The organism is Patulibacter defluvii (assembly GCF_034096925.1).
Taxonomy (GTDB): domain Bacteria; phylum Actinomycetota; class Thermoleophilia; order Solirubrobacterales; family Solirubrobacteraceae; genus Patulibacter; species Patulibacter defluvii.
In genome coordinates, this window is sequence record NZ_JAWZSQ010000026.1 from 43,261 (window position 1) to 68,492 (window position 25,232).

Consider the following 25,232-nt stretch of genomic DNA (forward strand, 5'->3'; position numbering starts at 1 on the left):
CGTCCGGCGGCGTAGCCTGCTCGGCGATGGTCGAGCTGCGCGCCGAGCTGCTGCCGCCGGGCGCCTACCGGCTGCCCGGGCCGTCCGCCGACGGCCTGCTGCGGCGGCGCGGCGACGTGCTGCTGCGGCTGACCCACGTCGACGGCCAGCCGCTGCTGCTGCGGGCCGCCCGTCGTCGCGACGGGGCGGTGGTGCTGGGAGCGCGGACCGTCGGCGACGCCCCGCCGACCGACGACCCGCGCCGGCTCGCCGCCCGCGCGCTCGCCCGCTGGCGGCACGCGCTGGCCGTCGACCTCGACCTGCGGCCGTTCCTCCGCGCCCACCGCGACGACCCGCTGATCGGGGCCTCGCTCCGCGAGCGGCCGTGGCTGCGCCCCAGCCAGCGGCCGACCGCCTTCGAGGCGCTGCTCTGCGCCGTCTGCGAGCAGCTGATCGCGTTCGAGGACGCGGTCCGGATCGAGCGCCGGATCGTCTGGCGCCACGGGGCCGCGCTGGCCGTCCCCGAGCTGGCGGTCCCCGGTCGCGGCGGCGCCCGCGCGCAGCGGGCGGCCAGCCTCCGCGACGCGCCCTCGGCGGCCGACGTCGCCGCCCGCGTGACCCCGGCCCAGCTGGAGGCCTGCGGCCTGGCGCCGAAGCGGGCCGCCGCCCTCCACCGGGCCGCGCGCGAGATCGCCGCCGGCCGGATCGACGCCGAGCTGGGCGGCGACAGCGAGCGGGCGCTGCTGCGACTCGGCCGGATCCCCGAGATCGGCTCCTGGACCCTGGCGCTGGTCGCCGGCCAGGGCTTCGGGCGGGTCGACCGGCCGCCCTCGGGCGACCTCAACCTGGTCAAGGCGGTCGGCCGGATGCGGACCGGCGACCCGCGGGCGCGGGCCACCGAGGCCGACGTCGACGCGCTGCTGGCCCCCTACGCGCCGTGGGGCGCGCTCGCCGCCGCCCACCTGATGGCGACCCGCGGCGACCGGCTGCCGAGCGGCCGCGCGGCGGCGGCGCTGCTGGCGGCGCGGCCGCCCCTGGCTCCGCCGCCGCCCCGCCCGCGGACGGTCGCCCCGCCGCGGTCGGTGCGGACGCTGGAGCCCGGGCGGGCCGCCGCGACCGCCGCCACCGCCGCCGTCTGAGCGCTACTCGCCGCGGTAGCCGGGCAGCTTCTGGGCCGGTCGGTCCTGGGCGCCCGGCGTCTTGCGGCCCTCGCCCGCGCCCTCGCCGGCCAGGAAGTCGGTGGTCAGCACGTTGTCGAGCGGCATCTGGCGCTTCAGCAGGCCCTGGTCGAGCATCCACTGCGCGTAGCTGGCCCAGTCGTCGGTCTCCATCCAGCCCCACGGCTTCTTGGCGTCGGCGGGGAAGAAGGCGTCGACCGACTTCGCGACCGCCTCGCGCTGGAGGTCGGCGTCGAGGTCGCGGTTGGCCTTCAGCAGCGGCTCGGTGCCCGCCTCCGGGTCGCGGCGGACGGCCTGGTAGCCCTGGCCGATCGCGCGCACCAACCGCCGGATCGCCGACTCGCGGTCGATCAGCGTCCGGTTGCGGGCCACCAGCACCAGCTCGTCGTAGGTCGGCACGCCGAGCCGGTCGACGGGGACCACCACCGGCTTGCGCTTGCGGCGCTCCAGGTCGACACCCTCGTAGTTCCAGAACGCGCCGAGCGTCGCGTCGACCTTGCCCGACAGCAGCGCGCCGTTGAGGTTGAAGCCGACGTTGACCTGCTTGACGTCCTTCGGGTCGACCCCGGCCTTCTTCAGGATCGTCTGCAGGTAGGCGGTCTGGTACGGGATCCCGGCGGTGCCGACGGTCTTGCCCTCGAGGTCCTTCGGGCTGTCGATCTTCGCCTTCGGCAGGCTGATCAGCGAGGTCAGCGGGCGGCTGACGACGCTGGCGAAGGCCACCAGGTCGCGGCCCTGGGACCGCGCCAGCAGCAGCTCGGGCTCGTAGGTGATGCCGACGTCGACCTTGCCGGAGGCGACCAGGCCGAGCACCGACGCCGGATCCTGCGGCGTCTGGAGGTCGACGTCGAGGCCCGCCTTCTCGAAGTCGCCGTTCGCCTGGGCGGCGTAGAGCCCGGCGTGATCGGCGTTCGGCAGGTAGTCCAGCAGCAGCGAGATCCGCTCCTGCGGGGGCCGCTGCGCGCCGGAGACGTCCTCGGACTTCTCCCCGCAGGCGGTCAGCCCGAGGGTGGTCAGGACGGCGGCGAGCAGCGGCAGGAGTCGGCGAAGGTTCATGGAGCGTCTCCGGGTCGGCGGTGTGCCCAGGGTGCCAGGAGTCGCTGCGCGAGGGCGAGCGCCCCGGTGGTGAGGATGGTGAAGGCGGCCAGGATCGCGACCGCGGCGAAGGCCCGATCGGTGGCCAGGCCGGACTGCGCGGACTGGATCACGTGGCCGAGCCCGCCGGCGCCCTGCTCGGTCCCGGCGTACTCGGCGAAGACCGCGGCGATCGCCCCGATCGCGACCGAGATCTTGGCCCCGGAGAGCGCGGCCGGCAGCGCGGCGGGCAGCTCGACCCAGCGCAGCCGCTGCCAGCGGCCGGCGCCCATCGTCCGCAGCAGCCGGGTCAGGTCGGGGTCGACCCGGTCGAGCGCGTCGAGGGTCGCGACGACGACCGGGAAGAAGCAGATGATCGCCACGATCGCCAGCTTCGGCGCGATCCCGAACCCGAGCCAGAAGACCAGCACCGGCGCCAGCACCGGCAGCGGGATCGCCTGCGAGCCGACCACCAGCGGGCCGAGCGTCGCCCGCACCACCCGCGAGAGGTGCATCGCGATCGCCAGCAGCAGGCCCAGCAGCAGCGCGACGGCGAGCCCGAAGACGATCTCGCGGGCGGTGATCAGGAAGGTCTCCCAGAGCAGCGAGCGGTCGTCCCAGAGCGCGGTCGCCACGTCGCTCGGCGGCGGCAGCAGCAGCGCGTCGACGCCCGAGATCCGGCAGTAGCCCTCCCAGGCCCCGAGCAGCAGCAGCGGCCCGAGCGCGCCGAGCGCGATCCGGGCGGCCAGCGGCAGCGGCGGACGGTCGCGGGCGCTCACGCCGGCCCCGCCTTCGCCTCGGCCGCGCGGCCGGCGGCGATCGCGGCGTGGAGCGCGGCGTGGATCTCGCGGCGGGCGGCGACCACCGGCGGGTCGGTCGGCTCGCGCTCGAGCGCCGGGCCGGCGTCGACGGCGACCTCGGCCACCACCCGCGCGGGCCGCGGGCCGAGCACCACCACCCGGTCGCCGAGCAGCGCCGCCTCCTCGACGTCGTGGGTCACCAGCAGCACGCTCCGCGGGCGCTCCCGCAGCCGCGCGGCCAGCCACCGGCGCAGCTCCTCGCGGGTGATCGCGTCGAGCGCGCCGAACGGCTCGTCCAGGCACAGCAGCTCGCGCTCGGTGGCCAGCGCGCGCAGGAACGAGACCCGCTGCCGCATCCCGCCCGAGAGCTGGTCGGGGCGGCTGCGGGCGAACCGCTCCAGCCCGACCCGCTCCAGCAACTCGCCGGCGGCGGCGCGGGCGGCGCGACGGTCGCGGCCGGCCAGCCGCAGCGGCAGCCCGACGTTGTCGCGGGCGTCGAGCCACGGCAGCAGCAGGTCGCGCTGCGGCATCAGCGCCGCCGGCCGAGCCCGCAGCGTGCCGCCGTCGGGGGCCTGAAGGCCGCAGACCAGCTCCAGCAGCGTCGACTTGCCGCAGCCCGAGGGGCCGACCAGCGCGACCAGCTCGTGCGGGGCGACCCGCAGGTCGATCCCGTCGAGGACGGGCAGCGGGCCGCGGCGGCGGACGACGCCGCGGGCGCTGAGGGCGGGGGCGGGATCGGCCGACCCGTCGCGTGAGGTCGGGTCGCTCACCGACCTCCCAGGCTACCCACCGCTACGGCGCGATGATCAGCAGCGAGCTGGAGCCGGTGGCGACGACCTTGCCCGCGCCGTCGCGGACGTCGGCCTCGGCGAAGGCGACCCGGCGACCGGGCTTCGTCACCCAGCCGCGGGCGGTCAGCGCGCCGGAGTCGGCATGGACCGCGCGCAGGTAGTTGACCTTCATCTCGATCGACGTGTAGCCGACGCCGGCCGGCAGCGTGCTGTGGACCGCGCAGCCGAGCACGCTGTCGAGGATCGTGGCCACGAAGCCGCCGTGGACCACGCCGATCGGGTTGTAGACCGACTCGTCGGGGACGCCGGTGAACTCGACCTCGCCGTCGCCGATCTTGGTCACGCCGAAGCCCATCAGGCTGGCGATCGGCGCCGGCGGCAGCTCGCTGTCGGCCATCGCCTGCAGGTACTCGCGGCCCGAGAGCGCGGCGCCCTTGGCCGCCGTCGCCAGCGGGTCGAACCAGGTGACCGTCCGTTGGCGCGGGGCGCCCCAATCGGCCGGCGGCGCGGCGGGGTCGGTGATCGGCTCGGGCGTGCTCATGGCGGGGACGCTAGCACGCTGAGTTCGCAAATTGAACGCTGAACCTGCGAGACTGGCCCCATGGCCACGCCGCGCGTCTGCTCCGTCGCTCGTTCGCTCGAGGTCGTCGGCGAGCGCTGGTCGCTGCTGGTCCTGCGCGAGGTCTTCCTCGGCGTCCGCCGCTTCGACCAGATCCAGCTCCACACCGGCGCGCCGCGGGCGGTGCTGGCCCAGCGGCTGCGGACGCTGGTCGAGGCCGGCGTGCTCGAGCGCCGCGACTACCGGCCGCCGGAGGGGCGGACCCGCCAGGAGTACCGCCTGACCGCCGCCGGCCGCGAGCTGCAGCCGGTCCTGACCGCGCTGATGCAGTGGGGGGACCGTCACCTGGCCGGCCCCGAGGGCCCGCCGCTGCGCGTCCTCCACCGCGGCTGCGGGGCGCCGGTGCGAGCGCGGCTGGTCTGCGACGAGGGCCACCTGCTGGCCGACGACGGCCGTGAGCTGGAGCCGGTCGGTCCGGGTGCGGCGGGGCCGGCGTCGTCGCCGGCCGCCGCGGGCTAGTGATCGATCAGATTCGATTGCACGATTGGATCTGATTTTGATACATATCGCTGTGCGTCTTGCCGGGGGACGGGCGCTCGAAAGGACTGGTAGCGATGCACCTGACCAGAACGCGCGTCGCGGCCGGCCTCACCGCGATCGCGCTCACCGGAACGGCCGCGGCGATCGTCTCGACGAGCGCCGGCGGGGCCACCCAGGATCTCGTGCAGGTCGCCGCGACCGAGGAACGTGCCCCGGTCGCGCTGAGCGCCGAGCAGCGCCGGGCGTTGCAGGGCCCGGCGGTCGCGTCGTTCGGCGTCGACCTGGAGCGGGTCGTGGAAGTGCCCGCACCCGACGCGGTCGGGCAGTGGCAGATCGTTCCCGGCGAACGGGGCGTCTGCCTGCGGCCGGCTGACGGAGCGGTGACCTGCGGATCGGCGGAGCAGCTGGAACGAGGACTGGTGTTCCTGGCCCGGATCGACCCTGGGTCCGGCCTGCCCGAGAAGCTGTCCGCGGAGCAGATGCCCGGCCCGGGCAGGACGCCGGCGCCGATCGAGAACGTCCCGATCACCGGCGACGCGACGATTCGCGGGCTCGCGCCCGACGGAGTCCTGAGCGTGGTCGCACGCGGCGCCGAGGGCCAGGAGCTGGCGACGGCGAGCGTGTCGGACAACGTCTACCGGATCGCCGGCCTCCGCCTGGAGCGGCTGGCGGGTCTGGAGCTCGTGCGCGCGGACGGGAAGCGGTCGCTGACCCCGATCGGCTGATCCTCGCCGGGGCCGGCGCCGGCACCGGCCCCGGCCCCGACCGCCGCGAGCTAGCGCCGCTTCGGCGGGGCGCTCGGCTCGACCGGCCCGCCGCGGGTGAGGGCGGCGACGAAGCCCTCCAGCTGGTCGGCGGTCCAGCACTCGTGGACCTGGCAGTGGGCGGCGTAGCGGCTGATCACCGAGTCGCCGTAGTCCCAGTAGAGGGCGGGCTCCGGGTTCAGCCAGAAGGTCCGGCCCGCCTGCTCGGCGATCCGCGCGAACGCCGCCTCGGCCGGGTCGCGGCCGTTGGTGCGGGCGTCGCCGAGCACGATCACCGTCGCCCGCGGGTGCAGCTCGTCCTCGGTCTGCTCCAGGAACTCGCGCCAGACGCGGCCGTAGTCGGTGTAGCCGGTGACGTCGGCGACCCCGGCGTCACGGCCGATCGCCTGGGCCACGTCCTTGAACTCGCGCTCGCGCTCGAACAGCTCCGTGACCTCGCTGATCCGCTCGACGAAGACGAACGAGCGCATCTTGCGGAAGGCGTCGTGGAGCGCGTGCAGGACCGAGAGGAAGAAGAGCGAGGCGCTGGTGACCGAGGTCGAGACGTCGCAGAGGACGAAGATCTCCGGCCGCCGCGGACGGACGGCGCGCTCCTTGACCACCACCGGCACGCCGCCGGTCTGGAGCGAGGCCCGCAGCGTCGCGCGCATGTCGACCTGGGTCCGGCGGCGTTGGCCGCGCAGCTCCTGGCCCTGGGTGTTCAGCCGCCGCTTCAGCTGCCGGACGACGCGGTGGACCTCGGCCAGGTCCTGGCCGGGGGCGCTCGGCAGGGCGCGGTCCATCTGGTTCAGCGGCCGCGCCGGCGGCAGCTCGCCGAGCCGCTGGATCCGGCGCCGCTCCAGCTCGCGCCGCAGCGCCTGCTCGAAGGCCCGGATGCCCTCGCGGGGGAGGCCCTGGCGGCGCGGGTCGTCCTCGGGTGCGTCGGGGTTGGGCTCCGGCCGCAGGTCGAGCGTGCGGCGGATCCGCTGGACGTCGACGCCGACCACGCCCGAGTCCTGGACCTGACCGCCGACGCCGGCGATCGCCAGCGCGGCGAGGTCGGCCATCCGGCTCGACGCGCCCTCGGCGATCGCCTGGGCGACCGCGTCGCGGATCGCGTCCAGGTCGAGCTCGCCCGCCTGGCCCTCCTGGTCGCTGAGGTCGCCGCCCTCCTCGGCGCCCTCGCCGCCCCCGTCGCCCTCCTCGGCCGCGCGCTGGGCGGTCTCGGCGTCGGTCGCGTTCAGCCGCACCGCCTCGGCCTCGGCGGCGCGGAAGAAGAAGCGGTCGAAGACCAGGTCGAAGACGTGGCGGTCCTCGGGCGACTTGGCGAGGGTCGCGGCCAGCGTCTCGCGGAACGCCTCGCGCGAGCTCCACGAGACCGCGCCGAGCGCCGTCGTCGCGTCGAGCAGCTCGCTGGTGCCGACCGACATCCCCTCGCCGCGCAGCTCCTCGCCGAACGCGACCAGCTGCCCGGCGAGGCCGCCGGGCACGCCGTCGGCGCCGTGGTGGGCGTGGATCGCCGCCTGCCGCAGCCGCCGGGCCTCCGGCCCCGAGGGCAGGTTGGGGACGCCGGGGCTCACGGCCGGCGGCTCGCTCAGTCGCTGGCCGGGGCGGGCAGGCGCAGCCCGACCCGCTCGGCGACCAGGTCGATGTCGGTCCGGTGCTTGACGATCACCGACAGCGTCTCGCGGAAGGTCCGCTGGTCGAGGTCGGAGGCGCCGAGCAGCAGCAGCGTCCGCGCCCAGTCGATCGATTCGGCGATCGAGGGCGGCTTCTTCAGGTCGAGGCCGCGGATCTCGCTGACCACCTCGACCAGCCGGCGGGTGATCGTGGCCGACAGATCGGGGACGTGCTGGCGGACGATCTCCAGCTCGTGCTCCAGTTCGGGGTAGTCGAGCCACAGGTAGAGGCAGCGGCGCTTCAGCGCCTCGGTCAGCTCGCGGGTGTTGTTCGACGTCAGCAGCACCACCGGCTGCGTGGTCGCCGCGATCCGGCCCAGCTCGGGGATGGTGATCTGGAAGTCCGAGAGCAGCTCCAGGAGCATCGCCTCGAACTCCTGGTCGGTCTTGTCGATCTCGTCGATCAGCAGGACCACCGGGCGCTCGCTGGCGATCGCCTGCAGCAGCGGGCGGGTGAGCAGGAACTCCTCGCCGAAGACGTCGTCCTGGACCTGGCTCCAGCCCTCGCCGTCGCCGCTCGCGGCCCCGGTCTCGGCCTGGATCCGCAGCAGCTGCTTGCGGTAGTTCCACTCGTAGAGCGCCTTCGCCTCGTCCAGGCCTTCGTAGCACTGGAGCCGGATCAGGTCGCGGTCGAGGACCGACGCGAGGGCCTTGGCCAGCTCGGTCTTGCCGACTCCGGCGGGGCCTTCGACGAGGACGGGCTTGTCGAGGTGGATCGCGAGGTGCGAGACGAGCGACGTCCGCGTGCCGGGCAGGTAGCCCACGCTGCGCAGGCCGGCGTCCAGGTCCTCGACGGTGGCGGGAGTATCGGACACGGGCGAGCAATGATAGGCCCGCGGGCTCCGGGGGCGGGCCGCTGTGGCACGATGGCGCGGTGCTCGAGGCCCGCACTGCGCCCGGGGGACCGCGCCCCGCTGCGTGGGTCGTCGGCGCGGTGCTGGTGGCGATCGCCTCGCTGCCGCTGGGCCGGGCGCTGGCCTTCGACGCGTCGGCCTGGGTGGTCTGGGGCCGCGAGATCTGGAGCCTCTCGCTCGACACCAACGCCGGGCCGTCGTTCAAGCCGTTCCCGCTGCTGGTGACCGGGCCGGCGGCCGTGCTCGGCGACGGCGCGGCGCTGGTCTGGCTGGTGGTGGCGCGGGCGGGAGCGCTGCTGGCGGTGGTCGGTGCGGCGCGGCTGGCGGGGCGGGTCGCCGGCGGGCCGGGAGCGCTGACGGCGGCCGCCGCGGTGCTGCTGTCGCCCTGGTGGCTGCCGAACGCGGCGCTCGGCAACGCCGACCCGCTGCTCGGCGCGCTGATCGCCTGGGCGCTGCTGGCCGCGGCCGACGGGGACCACCGGCGGGCGTTCGCGCTGGCCGCGCTGGGGGCGCTGGTGCGGCCCGAGGTGTGGCCGTTCCTGGGCCTCTACGGGCTGTGGGCGATCGGCCGCCGGCGGCTGGCGGTGGTGCCGGTGGTGGCCGCCGGGGCGGCGGTGCTGGTGCTGTGGATCGTGCCCGACCTGCTCTCGTCGGGGCTGGCGTCGACCCGCGGCGCGACCGGTACGGCCAGCGCCGGCTCGGCGGCGCTGACCGACGTGCCGTTCCTGACCGTCTGGGAGGACCTGGGGCGCCAGGGGCCGTGGCTGGTGCTGCTGCTGGCGCTGCTGGGTGGCGGCTGGGCGCTGGCGGCGGGCGGGGCGCGGGTCGTGGGCCGGCGGGCGGGTGCCTGGCGTCCGTGGACGCGTCGGATCTCGCCACCTGGTGCGCTCGGCGGTGCCGAGCGGCGGCGGGCGGGCGTCACGCGCGCGGTCGAGCCGGCCGCCTGGCTGCTGCTGACGCTCGGCTACGCGCTGCTGGTGGCGGTGATGGCCCAGGCCGGGTTCGCCGGCAACCCGCGCTACCTGGTGCCGGCGCTGACGCTGCTGGCCGCGACCGCCGGTGCCGCGGTGGCCGCGCTGCCGCGGCGGCCGGGGGCGGCCCCGCTGGTGGCGGTGGTGCTGGTGGCGGCGCTGGCCGCGCTCGGGCAGGACGAGCTGCGGGCCGGCGCGCGGCTGGTCGACGACCGGGCGACGGCGCGGCGGGCGCTGGAGCGGGCGATCGACGCCGCCGGCGGATCCGAGGCGCTGCGCCGCTGCGGACCGGTGCGGTCGGGACCGGGCCCGCGGACGCTGGTGGCCGAGCTGATCGACGAGTCGATCCCCGACGCCGCCGGCCGTCCCGGAGCGGCCGACGCGGCCGTGCTGACCGGGCGCGGCGGGGGCTGGATCGTTCGTCCACCGCGCTGCCGCTGAGCGGGGGACGCTCGGCCACCGGGGCGCGCCGGCCCGGTCGCTGTGGGATCCTCCCGGCTGTGTACGGAGTGCCGCCCCTGGGGGCCGTTTCGGCGTCGCTCGTGGTCGTGCTGATGGCGATCGCGATGATCGTCGCGATCGTCGGCCACCTGATCAAGCTCCGCGGCGTCGTCGTCGCCGGCCTCGCGCTGCTGTTCGTGGCGACCTTCGCGATGGTCGTCGGCGGCTTCGGCGCCTGGCGCGACAGCCCGGGCCCGGCGCCCGACCCGCTGCGCGGCGACGACCGCCGGCTGCCGCCGAACGAGTCGATCGGCGACGCCCGCCGTCAGCAGCAGCAGCGCCGCGACGGCCAGCGCTGAGCCGGGGGGGGGCGGGGCCGGGGGGCGGGGCCGCGCGGGCCAGGGCGGGGCCAACGTCGCACGCTCCGCCGTCGCCGGACGCCATGCGACGTTCGCCCCCGCCGGTGACTACGTGACGTTCGCCCCCTCGGCCCGGAGGACGGCCGCCGCATCGACGACCTCGCGGATCCGGCGGGCTAGTCCCGGCGGCGACCGCGACCGCGGCCCCGTTCGCGCCGCTCGTCGCGGGCGGGGGCGATCCGGGTCGGATCCTCGACCGGCGGCTCGCGGCGATCGCGCGCCCGGTCGTCGTCGCGCGGGACATGGCGGGTCGGATCGTCCTCCCGCGGCACACGGCGCGTGGGATCGTCCTCGCGGGGGATGTAGCGCGCGGGATCGTCCTCCCGCGGCACGTGGCGGGTCGGGTCGTCCTCCCGCGGCACGTAGCGCGCGGGATCGTCCTCCCGCGGCACGTGGCGGGTCGGGTCCTCGGCCGGATCGGCGGCCGGCCGCCGCGGCGGATCGGCCAGCTCGCCGGCCCAGCTGCCGTGCGGCGGCCGCTCGCGCTCGCGGCGCGCGGGCGGCGGCTGACGGCCGCTGTCCAGGCCCGACTCGCGCAGCAGCCGGGCGGCGTCCTCGCGACCGAGCGCGCGGGTGCTGTCCTGGCCGCCCGCGGGCCGCGGGGGACGCGGCCGCTCGGGCGCGTCCCAGTCGCGGTCACGGTCGCGCTCGCGGCGGGTCGACGCCCGCGGCCGCCCGTCCGGGGCCTGCGCCGGCGGGCCCGCGGCCTCCGGTCGCCGTTCGCGCCGCGGGGCCGTCTCCCAGCCGTCGGCGTCGACGACCGCGCGCGGGTCGACCACCGGCCGCTCCCGCTCGCGACGGCGCGCGCGGGACGGTGCGGCCGGCGCGTTGCGGCGCTGGTCGAGGCCGGTGGCCAGCAGCAGCCCGACCGCGGCCAGGCTGGCGAAGATCCCCCACGAGAGGCCGATCGTGGTGCTGATCCCCGAGCCGCCCGCGCCCGACGAGGTCTCGTTGGACGGGTGGTCGAAGAGCCGGTAGACGATCAGGAAGCCGACCCAGCCGGCGGCCGCCGTCACCAGCGTGCCGTCGCGGAAGGGCAGCGAGAAGCTGCGCTCGGTCGCCCGGCCCCAGACCAGCGCCAGCACGGCGGCGCCGACCAGCAGCACCGCGGCCTCGACGAACGAGAACGAGCCGAACGCCGAGAGGCTGCTGTCGCTCGTCTTCGGGCCCGGGAACGAGGTGACCGACTTCGTGTACCACGGCGCGCCGAGGCTGACGAGCACGACGACCGCGGCCGCCGCGGTCCGCTGCTGGGCCGAGCTGAGGTTCGACCACGCCTGCAGCAGGCCGTAGCGCGGTCGCCGCTCGCGGGCGCGGGGGGCCGGCTCCGGCTCGGGGGGAGGAGCGTCGGGCGTCGCCACGGTCAGCCGATCGGGATGTCCTGGACGCGGGCCTCGGCGGTGCCGTCGCCGGCGACGGCCGCCGGGCGCGGACCGGCGTCGAGGTGGACGACCCACCAGTCGATGATCGCCCGCACCAGGATCAGCAGCTCGCGGATCAGGGCGTTGACCTGGGCCTGCAGCTCGCTCGGCAGCAGATCGCGCAGCGACCGCAGCAGCAGCGCCAGCGCGTGGACCTCGTCCGCCTTCTCGCTCCGCGCGCGCGGGGTGTCCCAACCGGCCGGGGGGACCTCGCCGGCGGCGTCGGCGGCGCGGGCCTCGGCCGCGTCGCGGTGCAGCCGCTCGGCCGCCTCCTGGGTCGCCCGGATCCGCTGCCGCAGCTCCTCGAGCGAGTCGGAGTCGGTGGTGGTCGTGTCGGTCATCGGTCGGCGGGGGCCGGCGCGCGCAGCGCCACCTCGAGCGTGCCGTCGCGGAGCGCGGCCCCCGAGGGACGATAGTGCGCGATGGCCGCCGGCAACAGCACCGTGCGGCGGCGGCCGGCCACCTCGACGATCAGCTCGTCGCCGGCGCGCCGCACCGCCACCTCGTCGCGGTCGGCGAGCGGGACGGCGATCCGCAACCGCGCCTCGTCGCCGTCGACCTCCAGCTCGCGCGCCGCGCCGTGGTGGAGCATCGCCGCCGGGTCGACTTCGGCGTAGAGCGCGTCGCCGAGCCGGTCGAGCGCCGCCGCGCCGACCACCTCGGCGTCGAAGTAGGGCGCGTCGAGCACCGGCAGCGGGGCGAACGCGGCGTGGATCTCCTCCAGGTGCCGCTGCTGCTGGTCGCGCCAGCGGGCGAAGTACGCGCCGACGTCGTCGGGGAAGAGCCGGTTGACGACGATCGCGTCGGTCGCGATCCCGTAGAGCGACAGGTAGGTGTAGGTTCGCCGCGCCTCGTCGATCACGATCCGGTCGGCCGTCGTCACCAGCCGCACGCTGACCGCGTCGTGGTCGACCACCAGCTCGCGCATCCGCAGCAGGTTCTGCATCAGCCGCCCGATCTCGTCGAGCACCTCGCTGTCGGGGATCGTGACGTCGAGGACCGCCTTCGCGATCGGCCGCGCCGCGCCGAGCAGCTGCTCCTGGCGGGGCATGATCCGGTCCAGCCACCAGCGGGCGATGTCGGGGAACGACAGCAGCCGCAGCGTCTCGCCGGTCGGGGCGCAGTCGACCACCAGCACGTCGTGGTCGCCGGCGTCGCGCAGTTCGACCAGCCGCAGCAGCGCCAGCAGCTCCTCCATCCCCGGCGGGACGGTCAGCTCCTCGGCCGAGACCCGGTCGACGCCGCGGGCCACGAGGGTCCGTCCGGCCCAGGCGCGGACCGCGCTCCAGTGGCGGGTCAGCTCGGCGTGGGCGTCGACCTGGAGCCCGTCGAGGCCGTCGCCGAGCGCGGTCGGCTCGGGCCCGATCGGCGTCCCCAGCACGTCGGCCAGGCTGTGGGCGGGGTCGGTCGAGACGACCAGCACCCGCTGCCCGGCGGCGGCGATCCGGCGGGCGGTGGCGGCGGCGACCGAGGTCTTGCCAACGCCGCCCTTGCCGGTGTACAGGACGATCCGCGCGGCCATCGTGGCCGCGAGTGTATGCCGCGCCGGGGCGGGGGCCGCTCAGGGCTGGCTGACGGCGGGCCCGCCGACGGTGGCGCCCGGGTCGGCGACGGGGGCGGGCGGGACGAGGCCGCTGGCGTCGCCGCCCGGTCCGGCCCGGCGGCTGGTCGCGCGCGGCCCGGCCGGCGACGCGGCCAGGTAGTTCGTGAACTTCGTCGCCATGTCGCAGTAGGGCTTCGGCGGCGCCGGCGGCTGCGCGCCCGCCACCGGCTGGCCGCCGGCGAAGGCGATCTCGTCGGCCTGCAGCGCCTTGCAGAGGCCCCGCAGCAGATCGCGCGAGAGCGTGTGGTAGCTGACGGTCGCGTTCGCCCCGCCCAGCTGGTAGAGCGACCAGCGGCCGGTGTCGTAGGACCGTAGCTCGGCCCGCAGCTCGCGCTCGGCCCGCACGTAGCCGGCGGAGACCTTCGGATCGCCGGTCTTCGCCGCCACCTCGTGGAGGCCGGAGACGGCCTGGGCGAAGGCGTTGAGGACCCGGGCGCGGCTGAAGGTGTAGAGCAGGATGTGGTCGCCGGCCGGCCGCTTCAGCCGCGCGCCGCTGGTCGGGGCGCGACGCAGCAGCGCGACCGCCTGCAGCGCGGTCTCGCGGTACTTGGGGTCGTTGGTCCGCTCGCTGGTGCGGACGAGCGACTGCATCGCCGTCACCTGCGCCATCCCCGAGGCCCACGGCGGCGCGCCGCCGCCGAAGTCGAAGAGGTACTGCCAGGCCGGGCCGCCGGCGCGGCGCGAGGCCAGCCGCAGCGCCTCGTCCTCGATCGCCCGCAGCTGCTCCAGCTTCTCCGGCGTCTTGGTGGTGGCCAGCGCGTTGGCGGTGCCGAAGGTGCCGAGCCACTGGATCTGCAGGCCCTCGCCCCAGTAGTACTGCCAGGTCAGCGGGCTGCCGGGCACGACCGGCCGTGAGCCGACCGGGGGGACCGGCCGGGTGGTCCACCAGTCGCGGTTGACCTGGAGGGTCAGGAAGACGCTGGGGGCGAGCGACGCGTCGATCCGGCGGCGGGCGGCCATCTGCTCGGTGTTGCGGATCACGCCCTCCAGCTCCTTGCGGGCGGTGCCGTTCTTCCGCAGCCGCTTGGCCTTCGCCTGGGCGTCGCGGTAGAGGGCCCGCCAGGCCCGGTAGTCGGCGAGCGAGATCGACTTGGCGCTGCGCAGCTTCCGCAGCTCGCCCTCGACCGTGTACTTCGGCTTCTTCGGCTTCTTCTTCTTGCTCGCGGCGGCGGCCGGGGCGGCGTCGAGCGGGGACGCCGGCAGCGGCGAGGGCACGGCGGCGATCAGCGGCAGGGCGATGGCGACGCACGCCAGCGCGGTGGCTCGCCGCCGAAGAATCGTCGGATCGGGCACCTGACCGATGGTAGGCTCGCCGCCTTCCGGCGCGCGCAGGTTCCCACCCATTCCGGGCCGACCGCCACCGTCCCCCCGCGCCGCCCGCACCGATGATCGCAGCCACGTTCCGCCGTTCCACCGCGCCGCTCGTCCTGGTGCTGCTGCTCGCCCTGCTGGCCGCGCTGGCCGGCTGCGGCGGCAAGGAGTCCGCCTCCGACGTCGTCGCCCGGGCCTTCGGCAAGGGCGAGTCGATCAAGAGCGCGACGGTCGACGTCAAGCTCGACGTGACCGGCGAGGCGGCGGGTGACGCGGGGCCGCTGAAGATCGCGGTCAAGGGCCCGTACGCGAGCGACGACAAGGGCACCAAGTTCGACTTCGCGGTCGACCTCGGCGGCGCGACGGGCGGCTCGTCCGACGCCCAGATCGGCCTGCTGTCGGCGGGCGGCTCGACCTACCTGAAGCTCGCCGGCCAGCCGTTCCTGCTCGGCCAGGACGTCGTCAAGGACCTCCAGGACGAGGGCCAGAAGGGCAAGGGCTCGGGCCTCTCGTTCAAGTCGCTGGGGATCGACCCGCGCTCGTGGCTGAAGGACCCGAAGACCGTCGGCGACGAGAAGCTGGCGGGCGAGGACGTCACCCACGTCAAGGCCGGCGTCGACCAGCGGCGGCTGGGGGACGACCTGGTGAAGCTGCTGTCGCGGGCGGGCCAGGCGACCGGCGCGGCCGAGGTCAAGCAGGCGACGGCGACGGTCAAGCGGCTCCAGGGCGACATCCAGGCGGCGGCGATCGACGTCTGGGCGGCGGAGGGCTCGGGCAAGCTGCGGCGGATGAAGATCGACCTGAAGCTGAAGTCGGGCGCGGTCGTGCTCGACTTCGGGCTCAGCCGGATCAACGAGCCGGTGACGGTCGAGCAGCCGAAGGACGCGCCGAAGCTGGAGGAGGCGCTGAGCGCGCTCCAGCAGGCCCAGGGCGGGTCGGCGTCGGGCAGCGGCAGTGGCAGCGGCTCGTCGGGCGGCGGCTCCTCGTCGTCGGGCGGTGGCTCGGCCTCGGGCGGCTCGTCGGGCGGTGGCTCGCAGTACGAGCAGTGCGTGGCCCAGGCGGGCAACGACGTCGACGCGCTGGAGCGCTGCGCGAAGCTCCAGTAGCGGTCGGTCAGCGGCCGCCGGGCGGCGGCGCCAGCAGCAGCGTCAGCAGCTCGCCGAGCCGGGCGCGGAAGAAGAAGTGGCCCTCGCCGGCCAGCAGCCGCAGGCTCCCGCGCGGCAGCCGGCGGGCCAGCTCGCGGGCGTGGGCCGGGGGGACGGTCGCGTCCTGGCCGCCGTGCACCAGCAGCACCTCGCCGCTGACGCTCTCCGGCTCGAAGCCCCACGGCCGCAGCACCAGGTCGAGGTCGTCGAGGAAGGGGCCGATCCCGTGCTCGGTCGCCTCGAGCGTGGCCTGGACGATCTGGGCCCGCTCGCCGGCGTCGAGCAGTCGTCGGTCGGCGGCCGAGGCGCGCCAGGCCAGCGAGGCGCCGAGCAGCCGCGGGTGGCGGTGGAGGGCGGTGGCCAGCCGATCGCCGACCCGCCGAGCCAGTAGCGGCCGCCGCAGCGCCGCGCGGCCGCCGCGCAGCACCAGCGAGCCGGGGGCGGCGGCGCCGGGTCCGAGGACCGGGGCCACGCAGCCGCTGACCAGGGTTCGCCGCAGCCGCTCGGCCGGCAGCTGGCGGGCGCAGGCCAGCGCGTAGGGACCGCCGGCCGAGACGCCGATCAGCGAGAACCGCTCCAGCCGCAGCGCGTCGGCCAGCGCCAGCAGGTCGCCGGGCCAGTCGTGGATCCGGCGCCCGGGGGCGCGATCGGAGCGGCCGAACCCGGGCCGGCTGGGCAGCAGCAGCCGCACGTGCTCGCGGGCCAGCGTCTCCAGCATCGCGGGGTCGGGTCGCAGCGGCGTCCCGACCGCTCCGTGCAGGTAGACCACCGGCCGTCCGTCGCGTGGTCCGTGCCAGGCGTAGCCGAGCCGGCGCCCGCCGGGCAGCTCGAGCACCGCCGAGGCGACCGAGAGCTGCCGGTCCCCGGTCGGCGGGGTCGGGGGCGCCGGCGGCGCGGGGCGGCCGGGCGGGGTCGGGAACGGACGGAGGACGGCGGTGGCCATGCGTCCCCAACGCTCCCCGGCCGGAGGCCGCCGGACCGTGAAGATCCTGCACACAGGGGGTGTCGGTCCGGTGAACCGGGCCCTGCCCGGCGGTCCCTCAGAGCGGGTCGATCCGGTCCAGCAGCTCCGCGACCTCGGCCTCGACGTCGCCCTCGGGCTCGCCGCGCCGGCGGCGGCGGGCGTTGCGGGCGGCGACGATCGCGCGCGCCTCCTGCTCGACCTCGGGATCGCGCTCGCGGCGCTCGGCTGGCCGCTCGTCGAGCAGCGCCCGCAGCTCGGCGTCGACGTCCGCCTCGGGCTCGCCGCGTCGCCGGCGGCGGGCGTTGCGGGCCTCCAGCATCTGGCGGATGTCGTCCTCGCGCAGCTCGGCCGGCTCCTCGGCCACCGCGCCGCCGCCGCCGCCGGCGGGCGGGACCCGCACGTCGAGGCCGCCGGCCCCGATCTGGTCGTGCGGGCTCTCGCCGCGGAAGAGGACGCCGATCGCGATCAGACCCGAGAGGCCGACCACCCCGAACACCACGATCGTGATCACCGTGTCCACGCCGGCAGTCTGACGCACCGGAGCGGTCGAGACAGGGCGTCCGGCGCACGGTATCCTGATGGGCGTTCTCGGTTGACTGACCAGTCAATCTCCCCGCTAGGAGCGCTCCCGTGGTCGATTTCACTCTCACCGACGATCAGAAGGCCATCCGCGAGATGGCCCACGACTTCGCCGCCAACGTCATGCGTCCGGTCGCCTGGGAGCACGACAAGGACGGCAGTTGGCCGGAGGACGTCCTCAAGCAGGGCTGGGAGCTCCAGCTGATGAACACCCACGTGCCGGAGGAGTACGGCGGGCCGGGGATGAACTTCCTCGAGGGCGTGCTGATCGAGGAGGAGCTCGGCTGGGGCTGCTCCGGCATCGGCACCTCGCTGGCCGCCAACGGCCTCGCCTGCGCGCCGATCAACCTCGGCGGCAGCGACGAGCTGAAGAAGCGGGTCTTCGGCGACATCACCGAGAACTACAAGCTGGTCTCGTTCTGCCTCACCGAGCCGGGTGCCGGCTCCGACGTGGCGGGGATGCGGACGACGGCCAAGCGGGTCGGCGACGACTACGTCATCAACGGCTCGAAGTGCTTCATCACCAACGGCGGCTACGCGGACTACTTCACGGTCTACGCGAAGACCGACCCGGAGGCCGGCCACCGCGGCATCTCCGCCTTCGTCGTGCCGAAGGACGACACGGTCACGGTCGACAAGAAGGAGGACAAGATGGGTCAGCGGGCCTCGAACACCGCGACTATCACCTTCAACGACACCGTGGTCCCCGCCGCCAACCTGCTCGGCGAGGAGAACAAGGGCTTCAAGCTGGCGATGATGACGCTCGACCGGACCCGTCCGGGCGTCGCCGCGATGGCCACCGGGATCGCGCGCGCCGCCTTCGAGATGGCCACCGAGTACTCGAAGGAGCGCGTCCAGTTCGGCGTGCCGATCGCGATGCACCAGGCGATCCAGTTCATGATCGCCGACATGGCGACCAAGATCGAGGCCTCGCGGCTGCTGACCTGGCAGGGCGCGGCGCTGCTCGACGCCGGCCTCCGCAACACGCTGGCCAGCTCGCACGCCAAGCGCTTCGCGGCCGACACCTGCATGGAGGTCACCACCGACGCCGTCCAGGTGCACGGCGGCTACGGCTTCATCAAGGAGTACAAGGTCGAGAAGCTGATGCGCGACGCGAAGATCATGCAGCTGTACGAGGGCACCGCCCAGATCCAGCGGCTCGTGATCGCCAAGGAGACGCTGCTCGGTCGCAACGTCGAGGCCGCCGCGGTCACCTCGGTCTGACCGGCCGGCGGGGGAGGGGCGGGGCCGCGCGGCCCCGCCCCACGCCGCCGTATGTGACGTTCCGGTCGCGGGGAGACCGGAACGTCACGGGAGATTCCCGAACACCAGTGTTCCTGGTTCGGCTAGGGTCGGTCGATCCCCATGCGCGCCACGACCCTCGCCCCGATCCTCATGCTGTCGCTGGCCGTCGCCGAGCCGGCGGCCGCCGCCAGCGGCCCCCTGACGGCCCAGACCGAGCTGGTGGCGACGCTCGCTCCGGGCAAGGCGCCGACGCCACGCCGTCCACGGGGCCTCGACGTCGAGGTGCTGATGCGGTGGGGCCAGCCGGCCGGTGGCGACGAGCGCCGCACGCTCCAGCGCGCCGTCTTCCTCTTCCCGCGGGGCACCGTCTACAACGGCGGCCGCTTCCCACGCTGCAGCATCGCCACGATGCTCGCGCGGGCCTCGACCGCGGGCTGTCCCAAGGGTTCGATCATGGGCAGCGGGCGGGCCGACGCCGACGCCGACACGTCCCCGACCGAGGCCCGGATCACGGTCGTCAACGGCGGCCCGACCCGGGTCTACTTCTTCGTCGCGATGGACAACCCGGCGGTGGTGCGGACGCCCGTGATCGGCGAGGTGACGAAGCTGCGCGGTCGCTGGGCCTACCGGCTGGCGTTCGACGTCCCGCGCGAGCTGCAGGTGGTCGGCGGGGTGCCGATCATCATGAACCAGGTCCGGGTCCGCGCCGGCCGTGGGACCTGGATGGCGGCGACCCGCTGGCCGACCGCGGTCAGCGTCACCACCACCCTTGGTCCTGCGGGCGTCGCCCGCTGAGGAGGGAGTCCTCGGCCCCCCAGTGGACGGCTGGCCGAGCGACGAGCGCCCCCGGCCGCCGCAGATGCGATCCTGACAGGGTGTCCCCCTCCACACCGGTCGACCGGCGCCGCGAGGCGCGCCGTGCCGCCCGCGAGGCCGCTCGCGAGGCGGTCGGGCCGGAGCCGCCCGCCGAGGGCGGGGCGCGTCCGGCGCGCACCGGCGGCGGTCAGGACCCGCTCGGCGGGGCGCTGCGGCGGGCCGGACTGGTGCGGCTGCTGGTGCTGCAGCTGCTCGACGACGCCGAGCCGGCCTACGGCAACCGCCTGATCGACCGGATCCGCGAGCTCTCCGGCGGGCTGGTGGCGGTCAACCCGAACACGATGTACCCGCTGCTGCGGGCGCTCGAGGAGGACGGGCTGGCGGTGGGGGAGTGGGAGCACCCGGTCCGTCGCTCGCGTCGCTTCTACCGGCTGACCGAGGCCGGCGCCGCCGAGCGCGAGCGGCTGCGCGACGAGGTGGTGCCGACGCTCGACGAGGTCGCCGCCGCCGTCGCCGCGCTGCGGCGCGAGCTGGTCGGCTGAGCGGCGGGCCTGGCCGGTCGGCCAGTAGGCTTCGGCCCCCCGCTCCGGTCGTCGGCGCCCCGCCGCCGCGCCGGCCGGACGGCTCTCACCCGAATCAGGAGCAGCACAGCCGCCATGTCGTTCGTCTTCAAGGCCGCGGTCGTCGGCGCCGGCACGATGGGCGGGCAGATCGCCCAGACCATCGCCGCCGCCGGGATCGACGTCGTCCTCAAGGACATCAAGCAGGAGCTCGTCGACCAGGGGATCGAGGCCGCCCGGGCCGCGACCGCCAGCCAGGCCGGCAAGCTGGTCAAGAAGGGCAAGGCGACGCAGGAGCAGGCCGACGCCCAGGTCGCCGAGGTGATCGGCCGGATCCACGGCACGCTCACCTACGACCAGTTCGGCGACGTCGACTTCGTGATCGAGGCCGTCCCCGAGAAGCTCGAGATCAAGCAGGCGGTCTTCGCCGAGCTCGACGCGGTCACCCCCGGCCACGCGATCCTGGCCTCGAACACCTCGGGCCTGGCGATCAGCGACATCGCCGTCGCGACCGTCCGCCCCGACCGGGTGATCGGCACCCACTACTTCTTCCCCGCCTCGGTGATGCCGCTGCTGGAGATCGTCGAGGGCGAGCTGACCTCGCCGGAGACGATCGCCACCACCTACGCCTTCGCCCAGACCACCAAGAAGCAGCCGATCGTCGTCGGCGAGGGCCCCGGCTTCACCGTCAACCGGCTGCTGGCCGCCGGCCTCTCCGAGATCTTCCGGGCCCAGGAGGAGGGCGGCCTCTCGATCAAGGCGCTCGACGAGGGCCTGCAGGGCAAGGCGCTGCCGATGGGCCCGTTCTTCCTGCTCAACGCGCTCGGTCTCGACCCGGCGCTGCACCTGCAGGAGCAGATGGTCGAGGAGGTCGACGAGGGCGACAGCTCGACCGCGGCCCGCTTCTACGTCCACAAGCGGCAGCAGCAGCTGGTGGCCGAGGGCAAGCTCGGCCAGAAGACCGGCGAGGGCTTCTACCAGGCCGACGGCACGCCGAACGTCGAGGGCGACGCGACCCCCGACATCGAGGAGATCGTCAACCTGGCCCACCTGGCCCAGGTCCGCGAGGCCGCGCTGCTGATCGAGGAGGGCGACGCCACCCACCGCGACGTCGACCTGGGGATGGCGGCCGGCACCGGCCTCGACCCTCGCCGCGGGATCCTGCCGCCGCTGCTGAAGGCCGACGTCGACGGCCTCGACGTGATCCTCGAGCGGTTCGAGACGGCGAAGGAGCAGCACGGCGACCGCTTCGAGCCGCCGGTCCTGATCCGGCGCCTGGTCGCCCAGGGCCGCCTCGGCACGAAGACCGGCCAGGGCTTCTACGTCTACCCGCAGTACGACGGCGAGCAGCCGGGCGAGAAGATCAAGGTCGAGACCCGGGGCGACGTCCAGATCGCCTGGATCGACAACCCGCCGGTCAACTCGATCTCGCCGGCGCTGGTCGCCGACCTGCGCAAGGTCTGGGACGCCGCCAAGGTCAAGGGCGTGCGGGCGATCGTCTTCGCCTCGGCCTCGCCGATGTCGGCCGTCTTCTCGGCCGGTGCCGACATCAAGGCCTTCACCCAGCTCGACGAGACCTCCGGCGCGGCGCTGCTGAACGACGCCCACGCGCTCTTCCGCGAGTTCGGCGAGAGCTCGATCGTCACGATCGCGGCCGTCAACGCGCTCGCCTTCGGCGGCGGCTCGGAGCTGGCGCTGGCCTGCGACGTGCGGATCGCGGCCCGCTCGGCCGTCTTCGGCCAGCCGGAGATCAAGCTCGGGATCATCCCCGGCTTCGGCGGCACCCAGCGGCTGCGGCGGCTGGTCGGCGACGCGAAGGCGCTGGAGCTGAACCTGGTCGGCGACCCGATCCTGGCCGAGGAGGCGTTCGCCCACGGCCTCGCCAACCTGGTGGTCGACGACCACGAGCTGCTCGACGTGGCCCTCAACTGGGCCCGGCGGCTGGCCGGCCAGGCCCCGCTGGCCGTGGCCGAGATCAAGAAGGCCAGCGCCGTCGCCGACCTCGACGCCGGGATCGAGGCCGAGAAGCAGGGCTTCGCCCGCGTCTTCGCCTCGGCCGACGCCAAGGAGGGCATCGGCGCCTTCATCGCCAAGCGGGAGCCGCGCTGGCAGGGCAAGTGACCCGATGAGCACCGCGACCGACCGCCAGCAGCAGCTCGCCCGCCTCGTGCGCGAGGCGCGGTCGGTCGTGGCGCTGACCGGCGCCGGGATCTCCGTCCCCTCGGGGATCCCGGACTTCCGGACGCCGGGCAGCGGGATCTGGGCCAACGTCGACCCGATGGAGGTCGCCCACGTCGACGTCTGGCGCAGCGACCCGCAGCGGTTCTGGGCCTTCTACGGCCACCGCTTCGCCAGCCTCGGCCAGATCGAGCCGAACGACGCCCACCGGGCGCTGGCCGAGCTGGAGCGGCGCGGCCGGCTCGACGCGGTCCTGACCCAGAACATCGACCTGCTGCACGAGAAGGCCGGCTCGCGCGACGTCGTCGAGCTGCACGGCAGCATCGCCGGCTGCCACTGCCCGGCCTGCGGCCACCGGACCGGGCTCGAGGAGAGCCTGCGGCTGATCGCCCAGGCGCCCGACGGGGTTCCGCGCTGCGCCGTCTGCGCCGGGGTCCTGAAGCCGGACGTGGTGCTGTTCGGCGACATGCTTCCGGCCGAGGCGATCGGCCGCGCCGAGCGGCTGGCCCTGAAGGCCGACCTGCTGCTCTGCATCGGCAGCTCGCTGGTCGTCTTCCCCGTCTCCGAGCTGCCGGCGGCGACGCTCGCGGCCGGGGGACGGGTGGCGGTCGTCACGGCCAGCGAGACGCCCTACGACGACGTCGCGGCCGTCCGCCTGGACGGCGACGTGGTCGACGAGCTGCAGGGCGTCCTCGCGGCGCTCGACCAGCTCGGCGACTGACCCCCGAAGCGCACCTCCCTCCCTCGCGTGGCGGTTGACCCCCGGCGTCCGGGGGCGGTCCGCCACGCGAGCGCGCGGCGGACCGGCGAGCGGCCGGTCAGGGGGTCCAGATCGGGCGCTCGCCGACGCGGCGGCCGCCCGAGCGCTTGGTCAGCGTCTGGACGAGGGTCGAGACGATCGCCCGCAGCCGCTCGACCTGCTGCTCGTCGAGCCCGCCGCGGGCCGCGGCCGCGGCGATCTCCGCCGTCGCCGCCCGCTGGTCGCGGAGACCGGCCAGCGCCGGGTCCAGGCCGGGCACGTCGCGCCACGGCTCCAGCTCGGCGATCGCGGCCTCCAGCGCCACCCGCAGCTGGAGCGCGGCCTCGCGGGTCCGTCCGGCCGCCAGGTCCTGGCGTGCGCGCAGGGTCAGCAGCTCGGCGGCGAGCACGGCGTCGCGACCGGCCAGCAGGTCGGCCAGCCGCTCCTCGGCTCCGATCCCGCGGCCGCTGCGGCGGATCCGGTCCGGCTGCTCGGCCGGGACCGGCACGCGGCGCCCGGCGGTCCAGCGGCCGTCCGAGGCCTGGTCGCCGGTGCCGTAGCCGAGCCGCGCCGCGGTCAGGTCGCGGACCCGCACCGGCCGCGGATCGGGATCGGCGGCGGCCATCGCCTGCAGGTGCAGCAGCCGCCGCACCAGCTCGAGCGCGGTCTGCAGCGCAGCCTCGCCGTCGGCGGCGCGCAGCCAGGCCTCGGGGTCGTCGACGTCGAGCGGGTCGGCGTCGACCACCGTCAGCCGGACGGCGGGGAGGGGAGAGGGCTCGTCGTCGTCGCGGCGGCCCCGCAGGAAGCGGCGCCGGGGCCGCTCGGTGCCCTCGACCACGACGACGGCGCGCGGCCGGTTGGCGTGGCCGCGGACCATCCAGCGGCCATCTGGCAGCTCGAGCTCACCCGCGAGCTCGAGCTGGACGATCTGGAACCAGGGAGTGGTCGGCACGACGGCGGGCGTCGCGACGCCACGCTGGCGATCAGTCGTCGCCCTGGCCCTTCTTGGGCGTGCGGAGGGCGTACTTGGAGGGCTTGGTGAGGACGGTGGGGTTGTCGATCTCGCTGATGCGGTCGATCAGCTTGATCCACTGGTTCGGCTTGAGGATCTGGGCGATCTGCTTGCCGAGCTTGGGGTCGTTCTCGACCGTCGGGCGGAACCCGACGTGGATGTGGTCGTCGTGGTCCGGCAGCGACATGGTGTTGTCGGTGCCGGGGAAGGTCATCAGCGAGATGATCTGGTGGGGCTTCATCGCGCCCTGCAGCTGCAGCAGCAGGCGGATGGTGGAGTCGGTGATCGTCCCCGGCCCCTGCGTCTTGGGCGTGATCGTGATCCCGTTCACCGCCGCGATGTCGACCGCGTTGCCGCTCGAGTGCTCCGACACGTTGCCCGACGCGGTCAGATAGCCGTGGCCGGAGCGCAGCGACGTGATCGTCAACCGCAGCCCGTTGGCGGTCAGGTACTCCAACGTCGCCAGCACGCGGCGATCGATCGCGCCGGCGGCGATGTCGGTGCGGCCTTGGGGGTAGATGTCGATGTGGCGGTCGGCGAGCACGCGGTCCTGCAGCTGGGCCTTGCTCATCAGCAGGACCTGGCCGGCGGTCGCGTTGCCGTCGTTGCCGAACAACGGGTTCTGGCCCTTCGCGCGGTAGACCGCCGTGGACTCCAGCAACTTCCACCCGTCGAGGATCGGCTTCGGATCCACCCTGGGGGCGCCCTTGCCGGCCGGGCGGATCTCGAACTGCAAGTGCGGCGTGCGACCCGCATCGGTCTTGCCGATCCGACCGAGCACGGTGCCCGCCATCACGCGCGCGCCCTTCTTCAGCCGCTTCAACCGGATGTCGTCCTTCGACAACCCATGCAACGACGAGAGGTACGAGCTGTAGGAGCCGTTCTCCAACTCCGCGTTCGCCAGCTGCTCCGCGCCACCCAACGCCTTCGCCACCGGACGCGCCGGATTCGCGAACACCCGCTCCTTGGTGTCGGTCGCCTCGGCGTCGGGCGCCGGGGCCGCGACGGCGTCCTTGGCGGCGCTGCGCGAGGCGGCGCGCTGCGAGCCGGCGGTCGCCGGCACGGTCGGCTTCGGATCCTTGGACGGATCGAGCGCCGTGGTGTCGGCCTCGCGCTCGGCCTCGGCCTTGGCCTTCGCCTTGGCGACCGGGTAGAAGGCGGAGAGCGACTTCAGGTTGCCGTACGTGTAGGTGTTGCCGTAGACGTCGCGCAGCTGGACGAACTTGCCCAGCCGCGGGTTGGCGCCGATCTTGACGATCTCGCCGTCCTGGACGGCGATCGCCGCCGCGCCGGGACGCGAGAAGATCTCGATCGAGCGCTGGGCGCCGGAGTCGACCGCCTTGGCCGCGTTGCCCGCCTTGGTGCGGGTGCGGGCCTTGCGGTTGCTGTCGTCGCCGGCGTAGCGGGCCTTGGCGGCGACGGGGAAGACGCCCTGGGTCAGGCCGGTCAGCGAGCCGACGAGGTCCGGCGGCAGGCCACCGAACAGGCGGGCCCGCATCAGCACCGAGTCGACGTACCAGTCGGCGTGGTTGTAGGCGAAGATCGCCTTCTTGATGTCCTTCTCCGCGCCGGCGGCACGGAGGTAGCGCGCAGCGGCGAAGATCGCGTCGACCGGGTTGTACGGATCCTGC

Annotated in this window: 25 protein-coding genes; 11 read left to right on the plus strand and 14 right to left on the minus strand. The window is 75.1% G+C overall.

Features of this window, described 5'->3' with window-relative positions; translation table 11 throughout:
- The first annotated feature begins 26 nt into the window (after window positions 1-26).
- Window positions 27-1,118 (plus strand): DNA glycosylase family protein, encoded by a 1,092-nt coding sequence (locus SH587_RS21070; RefSeq protein WP_320672622.1) that lies wholly within the window; start codon window positions 27-29, stop codon window positions 1,116-1,118.
- Window positions 1,119-1,121: 3 nt separating this feature from the next.
- Here SH587_RS21070 and SH587_RS21075 read toward each other — a convergent pair whose 3' ends face one another.
- From SH587_RS21075 to SH587_RS21090, 4 genes are read right to left on the minus strand one after another with little or no spacing between them, the layout of a single operon-like run.
- Window positions 1,122-2,213 carry an ABC transporter substrate-binding protein gene (locus SH587_RS21075; protein WP_320672623.1) on the minus strand — a complete coding sequence of 364 codons (1,092 nt, stop codon included), beginning with the start codon at window positions 2,211-2,213 and terminating at the stop codon, window positions 1,122-1,124.
- Entirely contained in the window at window positions 2,210-3,010 is an 801-nt protein-coding gene (locus tag SH587_RS21080; protein ID WP_320672624.1) for an ABC transporter permease, read from the minus strand. The genes SH587_RS21075 and SH587_RS21080 overlap by 4 nt, the downstream gene beginning before the upstream one ends.
- Window positions 3,007-3,801 carry an ABC transporter ATP-binding protein gene (locus SH587_RS21085; RefSeq protein WP_320672625.1) on the minus strand — a complete coding sequence of 265 codons (795 nt, stop codon included), beginning with the start codon at window positions 3,799-3,801 and terminating at the stop codon, window positions 3,007-3,009. Before SH587_RS21085 ends, SH587_RS21080 begins: the two co-directional genes overlap by 4 nt.
- 22 nt (window positions 3,802-3,823) lie before the next feature.
- Complete coding sequence (locus tag SH587_RS21090) at window positions 3,824-4,363, minus strand: PaaI family thioesterase (RefSeq protein WP_320672626.1); 540 nt, start codon at window positions 4,361-4,363, stop codon at window positions 3,824-3,826.
- Window positions 4,364-4,423: 60 nt separating this feature from the next.
- Here SH587_RS21090 and SH587_RS21095 point away from each other — a divergent pair, with 60 nt between their 5' ends.
- Together SH587_RS21095 and SH587_RS21100 are read left to right on the plus strand one after the other, a co-directional pair.
- Window positions 4,424-4,900, plus strand: a complete 477-nt coding sequence (locus SH587_RS21095) for a winged helix-turn-helix transcriptional regulator (protein WP_320672627.1) — start codon at window positions 4,424-4,426, stop codon at window positions 4,898-4,900.
- A gap of 59 nt (window positions 4,901-4,959) precedes the next feature.
- Window positions 4,960-5,646, plus strand: a complete 687-nt coding sequence (locus SH587_RS21100; RefSeq protein ID WP_320672628.1) for a hypothetical protein — start codon at window positions 4,960-4,962, stop codon at window positions 5,644-5,646.
- A gap of 50 nt (window positions 5,647-5,696) precedes the next feature.
- Here SH587_RS21100 and SH587_RS21105 read toward each other — a convergent pair whose 3' ends face one another.
- Both SH587_RS21105 and SH587_RS21110 read right to left on the minus strand, forming a co-directional pair.
- A complete protein-coding gene (locus SH587_RS21105) occupies window positions 5,697-7,244 on the minus strand; it encodes a VWA domain-containing protein (RefSeq protein WP_320672629.1) in 1,548 nt (515 codons plus the stop codon).
- A 14-nt stretch (window positions 7,245-7,258) separates the two neighbouring features.
- Entirely contained in the window at window positions 7,259-8,158 is a 900-nt protein-coding gene (locus SH587_RS21110) for an AAA family ATPase (protein ID WP_320672630.1), read from the minus strand.
- 59 nt (window positions 8,159-8,217) lie between these two features.
- Here SH587_RS21110 and SH587_RS21115 point away from each other — a divergent pair, with 59 nt between their 5' ends.
- Window positions 8,218-9,609, plus strand: a complete 1,392-nt coding sequence (locus SH587_RS21115; RefSeq protein ID WP_320672631.1) for a hypothetical protein — start codon at window positions 8,218-8,220, stop codon at window positions 9,607-9,609.
- A gap of 113 nt (window positions 9,610-9,722) precedes the next feature.
- A complete protein-coding gene (locus tag SH587_RS21120) occupies window positions 9,723-9,968 on the plus strand; it encodes a hypothetical protein (protein WP_320672632.1) in 246 nt (81 codons plus the stop codon).
- 176 nt (window positions 9,969-10,144) lie between these two features.
- Here SH587_RS21120 and SH587_RS21125 read toward each other — a convergent pair whose 3' ends face one another.
- From SH587_RS21125 to SH587_RS21140, 4 genes are read right to left on the minus strand one after another with little or no spacing between them, the layout of a single operon-like run.
- Complete coding sequence (locus SH587_RS21125; protein ID WP_320672633.1) at window positions 10,145-11,389, minus strand: hypothetical protein; 1,245 nt, start codon at window positions 11,387-11,389, stop codon at window positions 10,145-10,147.
- Window positions 11,390-11,391: 2 nt separating this feature from the next.
- Window positions 11,392-11,790 carry a hypothetical protein gene (locus SH587_RS21130; RefSeq protein WP_320672634.1) on the minus strand — a complete coding sequence of 133 codons (399 nt, stop codon included), beginning with the start codon at window positions 11,788-11,790 and terminating at the stop codon, window positions 11,392-11,394.
- Window positions 11,787-12,971, minus strand: coding sequence for an ArsA family ATPase (locus tag SH587_RS21135; RefSeq protein WP_320672635.1), 1,185 nt, complete (start codon window positions 12,969-12,971; stop codon window positions 11,787-11,789). The genes SH587_RS21130 and SH587_RS21135 overlap by 4 nt, the downstream gene beginning before the upstream one ends.
- A 39-nt stretch (window positions 12,972-13,010) precedes the next feature.
- Window positions 13,011-14,345, minus strand: a complete 1,335-nt coding sequence (locus tag SH587_RS21140; RefSeq protein WP_320672636.1) for a D-glucuronyl C5-epimerase family protein — start codon at window positions 14,343-14,345, stop codon at window positions 13,011-13,013.
- A 92-nt stretch (window positions 14,346-14,437) separates the two neighbouring features.
- On the opposite strand from SH587_RS21140, the gene SH587_RS21145 reads away from it, so the two are divergent.
- Entirely contained in the window at window positions 14,438-15,469 is a 1,032-nt protein-coding gene (locus tag SH587_RS21145) for a LolA-like protein (protein WP_320672637.1), read from the plus strand.
- Between the two features lie 7 nt (window positions 15,470-15,476).
- On the opposite strand, the gene SH587_RS21150 is transcribed toward SH587_RS21145, so the two are convergent.
- Together SH587_RS21150 and SH587_RS21155 are read right to left on the minus strand one after the other, a co-directional pair.
- Window positions 15,477-16,451: an alpha/beta fold hydrolase gene (locus tag SH587_RS21150; protein ID WP_320672638.1), complete on the minus strand. Its 975-nt coding sequence runs from the start codon at window positions 16,449-16,451 to the stop codon at window positions 15,477-15,479.
- Between the two features lie 97 nt (window positions 16,452-16,548).
- On the minus strand, window positions 16,549-16,992 hold the full coding sequence (locus SH587_RS21155) for a hypothetical protein (protein ID WP_320672639.1): 444 nt from the start codon (window positions 16,990-16,992) through the stop codon (window positions 16,549-16,551).
- Between the two features lie 110 nt (window positions 16,993-17,102).
- Between SH587_RS21155 and SH587_RS21160 the strand changes: the two genes are divergently transcribed.
- From SH587_RS21160 to SH587_RS21180, 5 genes are all read left to right on the plus strand, one after another.
- The gene (locus SH587_RS21160; RefSeq protein ID WP_320672640.1) at window positions 17,103-18,275 is read left to right on the plus strand and encodes an acyl-CoA dehydrogenase family protein; all 1,173 of its coding nucleotides are present in this window, start codon (window positions 17,103-17,105) and stop codon (window positions 18,273-18,275) included.
- A 141-nt stretch (window positions 18,276-18,416) separates the two neighbouring features.
- Complete coding sequence (locus SH587_RS21165; RefSeq protein ID WP_320672641.1) at window positions 18,417-19,091, plus strand: hypothetical protein; 675 nt, start codon at window positions 18,417-18,419, stop codon at window positions 19,089-19,091.
- Window positions 19,092-19,171: 80 nt separating this feature from the next.
- The gene (locus SH587_RS21170; RefSeq protein ID WP_320672642.1) at window positions 19,172-19,654 is read left to right on the plus strand and encodes a PadR family transcriptional regulator; all 483 of its coding nucleotides are present in this window, start codon (window positions 19,172-19,174) and stop codon (window positions 19,652-19,654) included.
- Window positions 19,655-19,768: 114 nt separating this feature from the next.
- Entirely contained in the window at window positions 19,769-21,793 is a 2,025-nt protein-coding gene (locus tag SH587_RS21175) for a 3-hydroxyacyl-CoA dehydrogenase/enoyl-CoA hydratase family protein (protein ID WP_320672643.1), read from the plus strand.
- A gap of 4 nt (window positions 21,794-21,797) precedes the next feature.
- Window positions 21,798-22,571, plus strand: a complete 774-nt coding sequence (locus tag SH587_RS21180; protein WP_320672644.1) for an SIR2 family NAD-dependent protein deacylase — start codon at window positions 21,798-21,800, stop codon at window positions 22,569-22,571.
- 97 nt (window positions 22,572-22,668) lie between these two features.
- Here SH587_RS21180 and SH587_RS21185 read toward each other — a convergent pair whose 3' ends face one another.
- Both SH587_RS21185 and SH587_RS21190 read right to left on the minus strand, forming a co-directional pair.
- Complete coding sequence (locus tag SH587_RS21185) at window positions 22,669-23,541, minus strand: hypothetical protein (protein WP_320672645.1); 873 nt, start codon at window positions 23,539-23,541, stop codon at window positions 22,669-22,671.
- Between the two features lie 31 nt (window positions 23,542-23,572).
- Window positions 23,573-25,232: hypothetical protein (locus SH587_RS21190; RefSeq protein WP_320672646.1), on the minus strand; the 1,660-nt coding region annotated here is incomplete at its 5' end.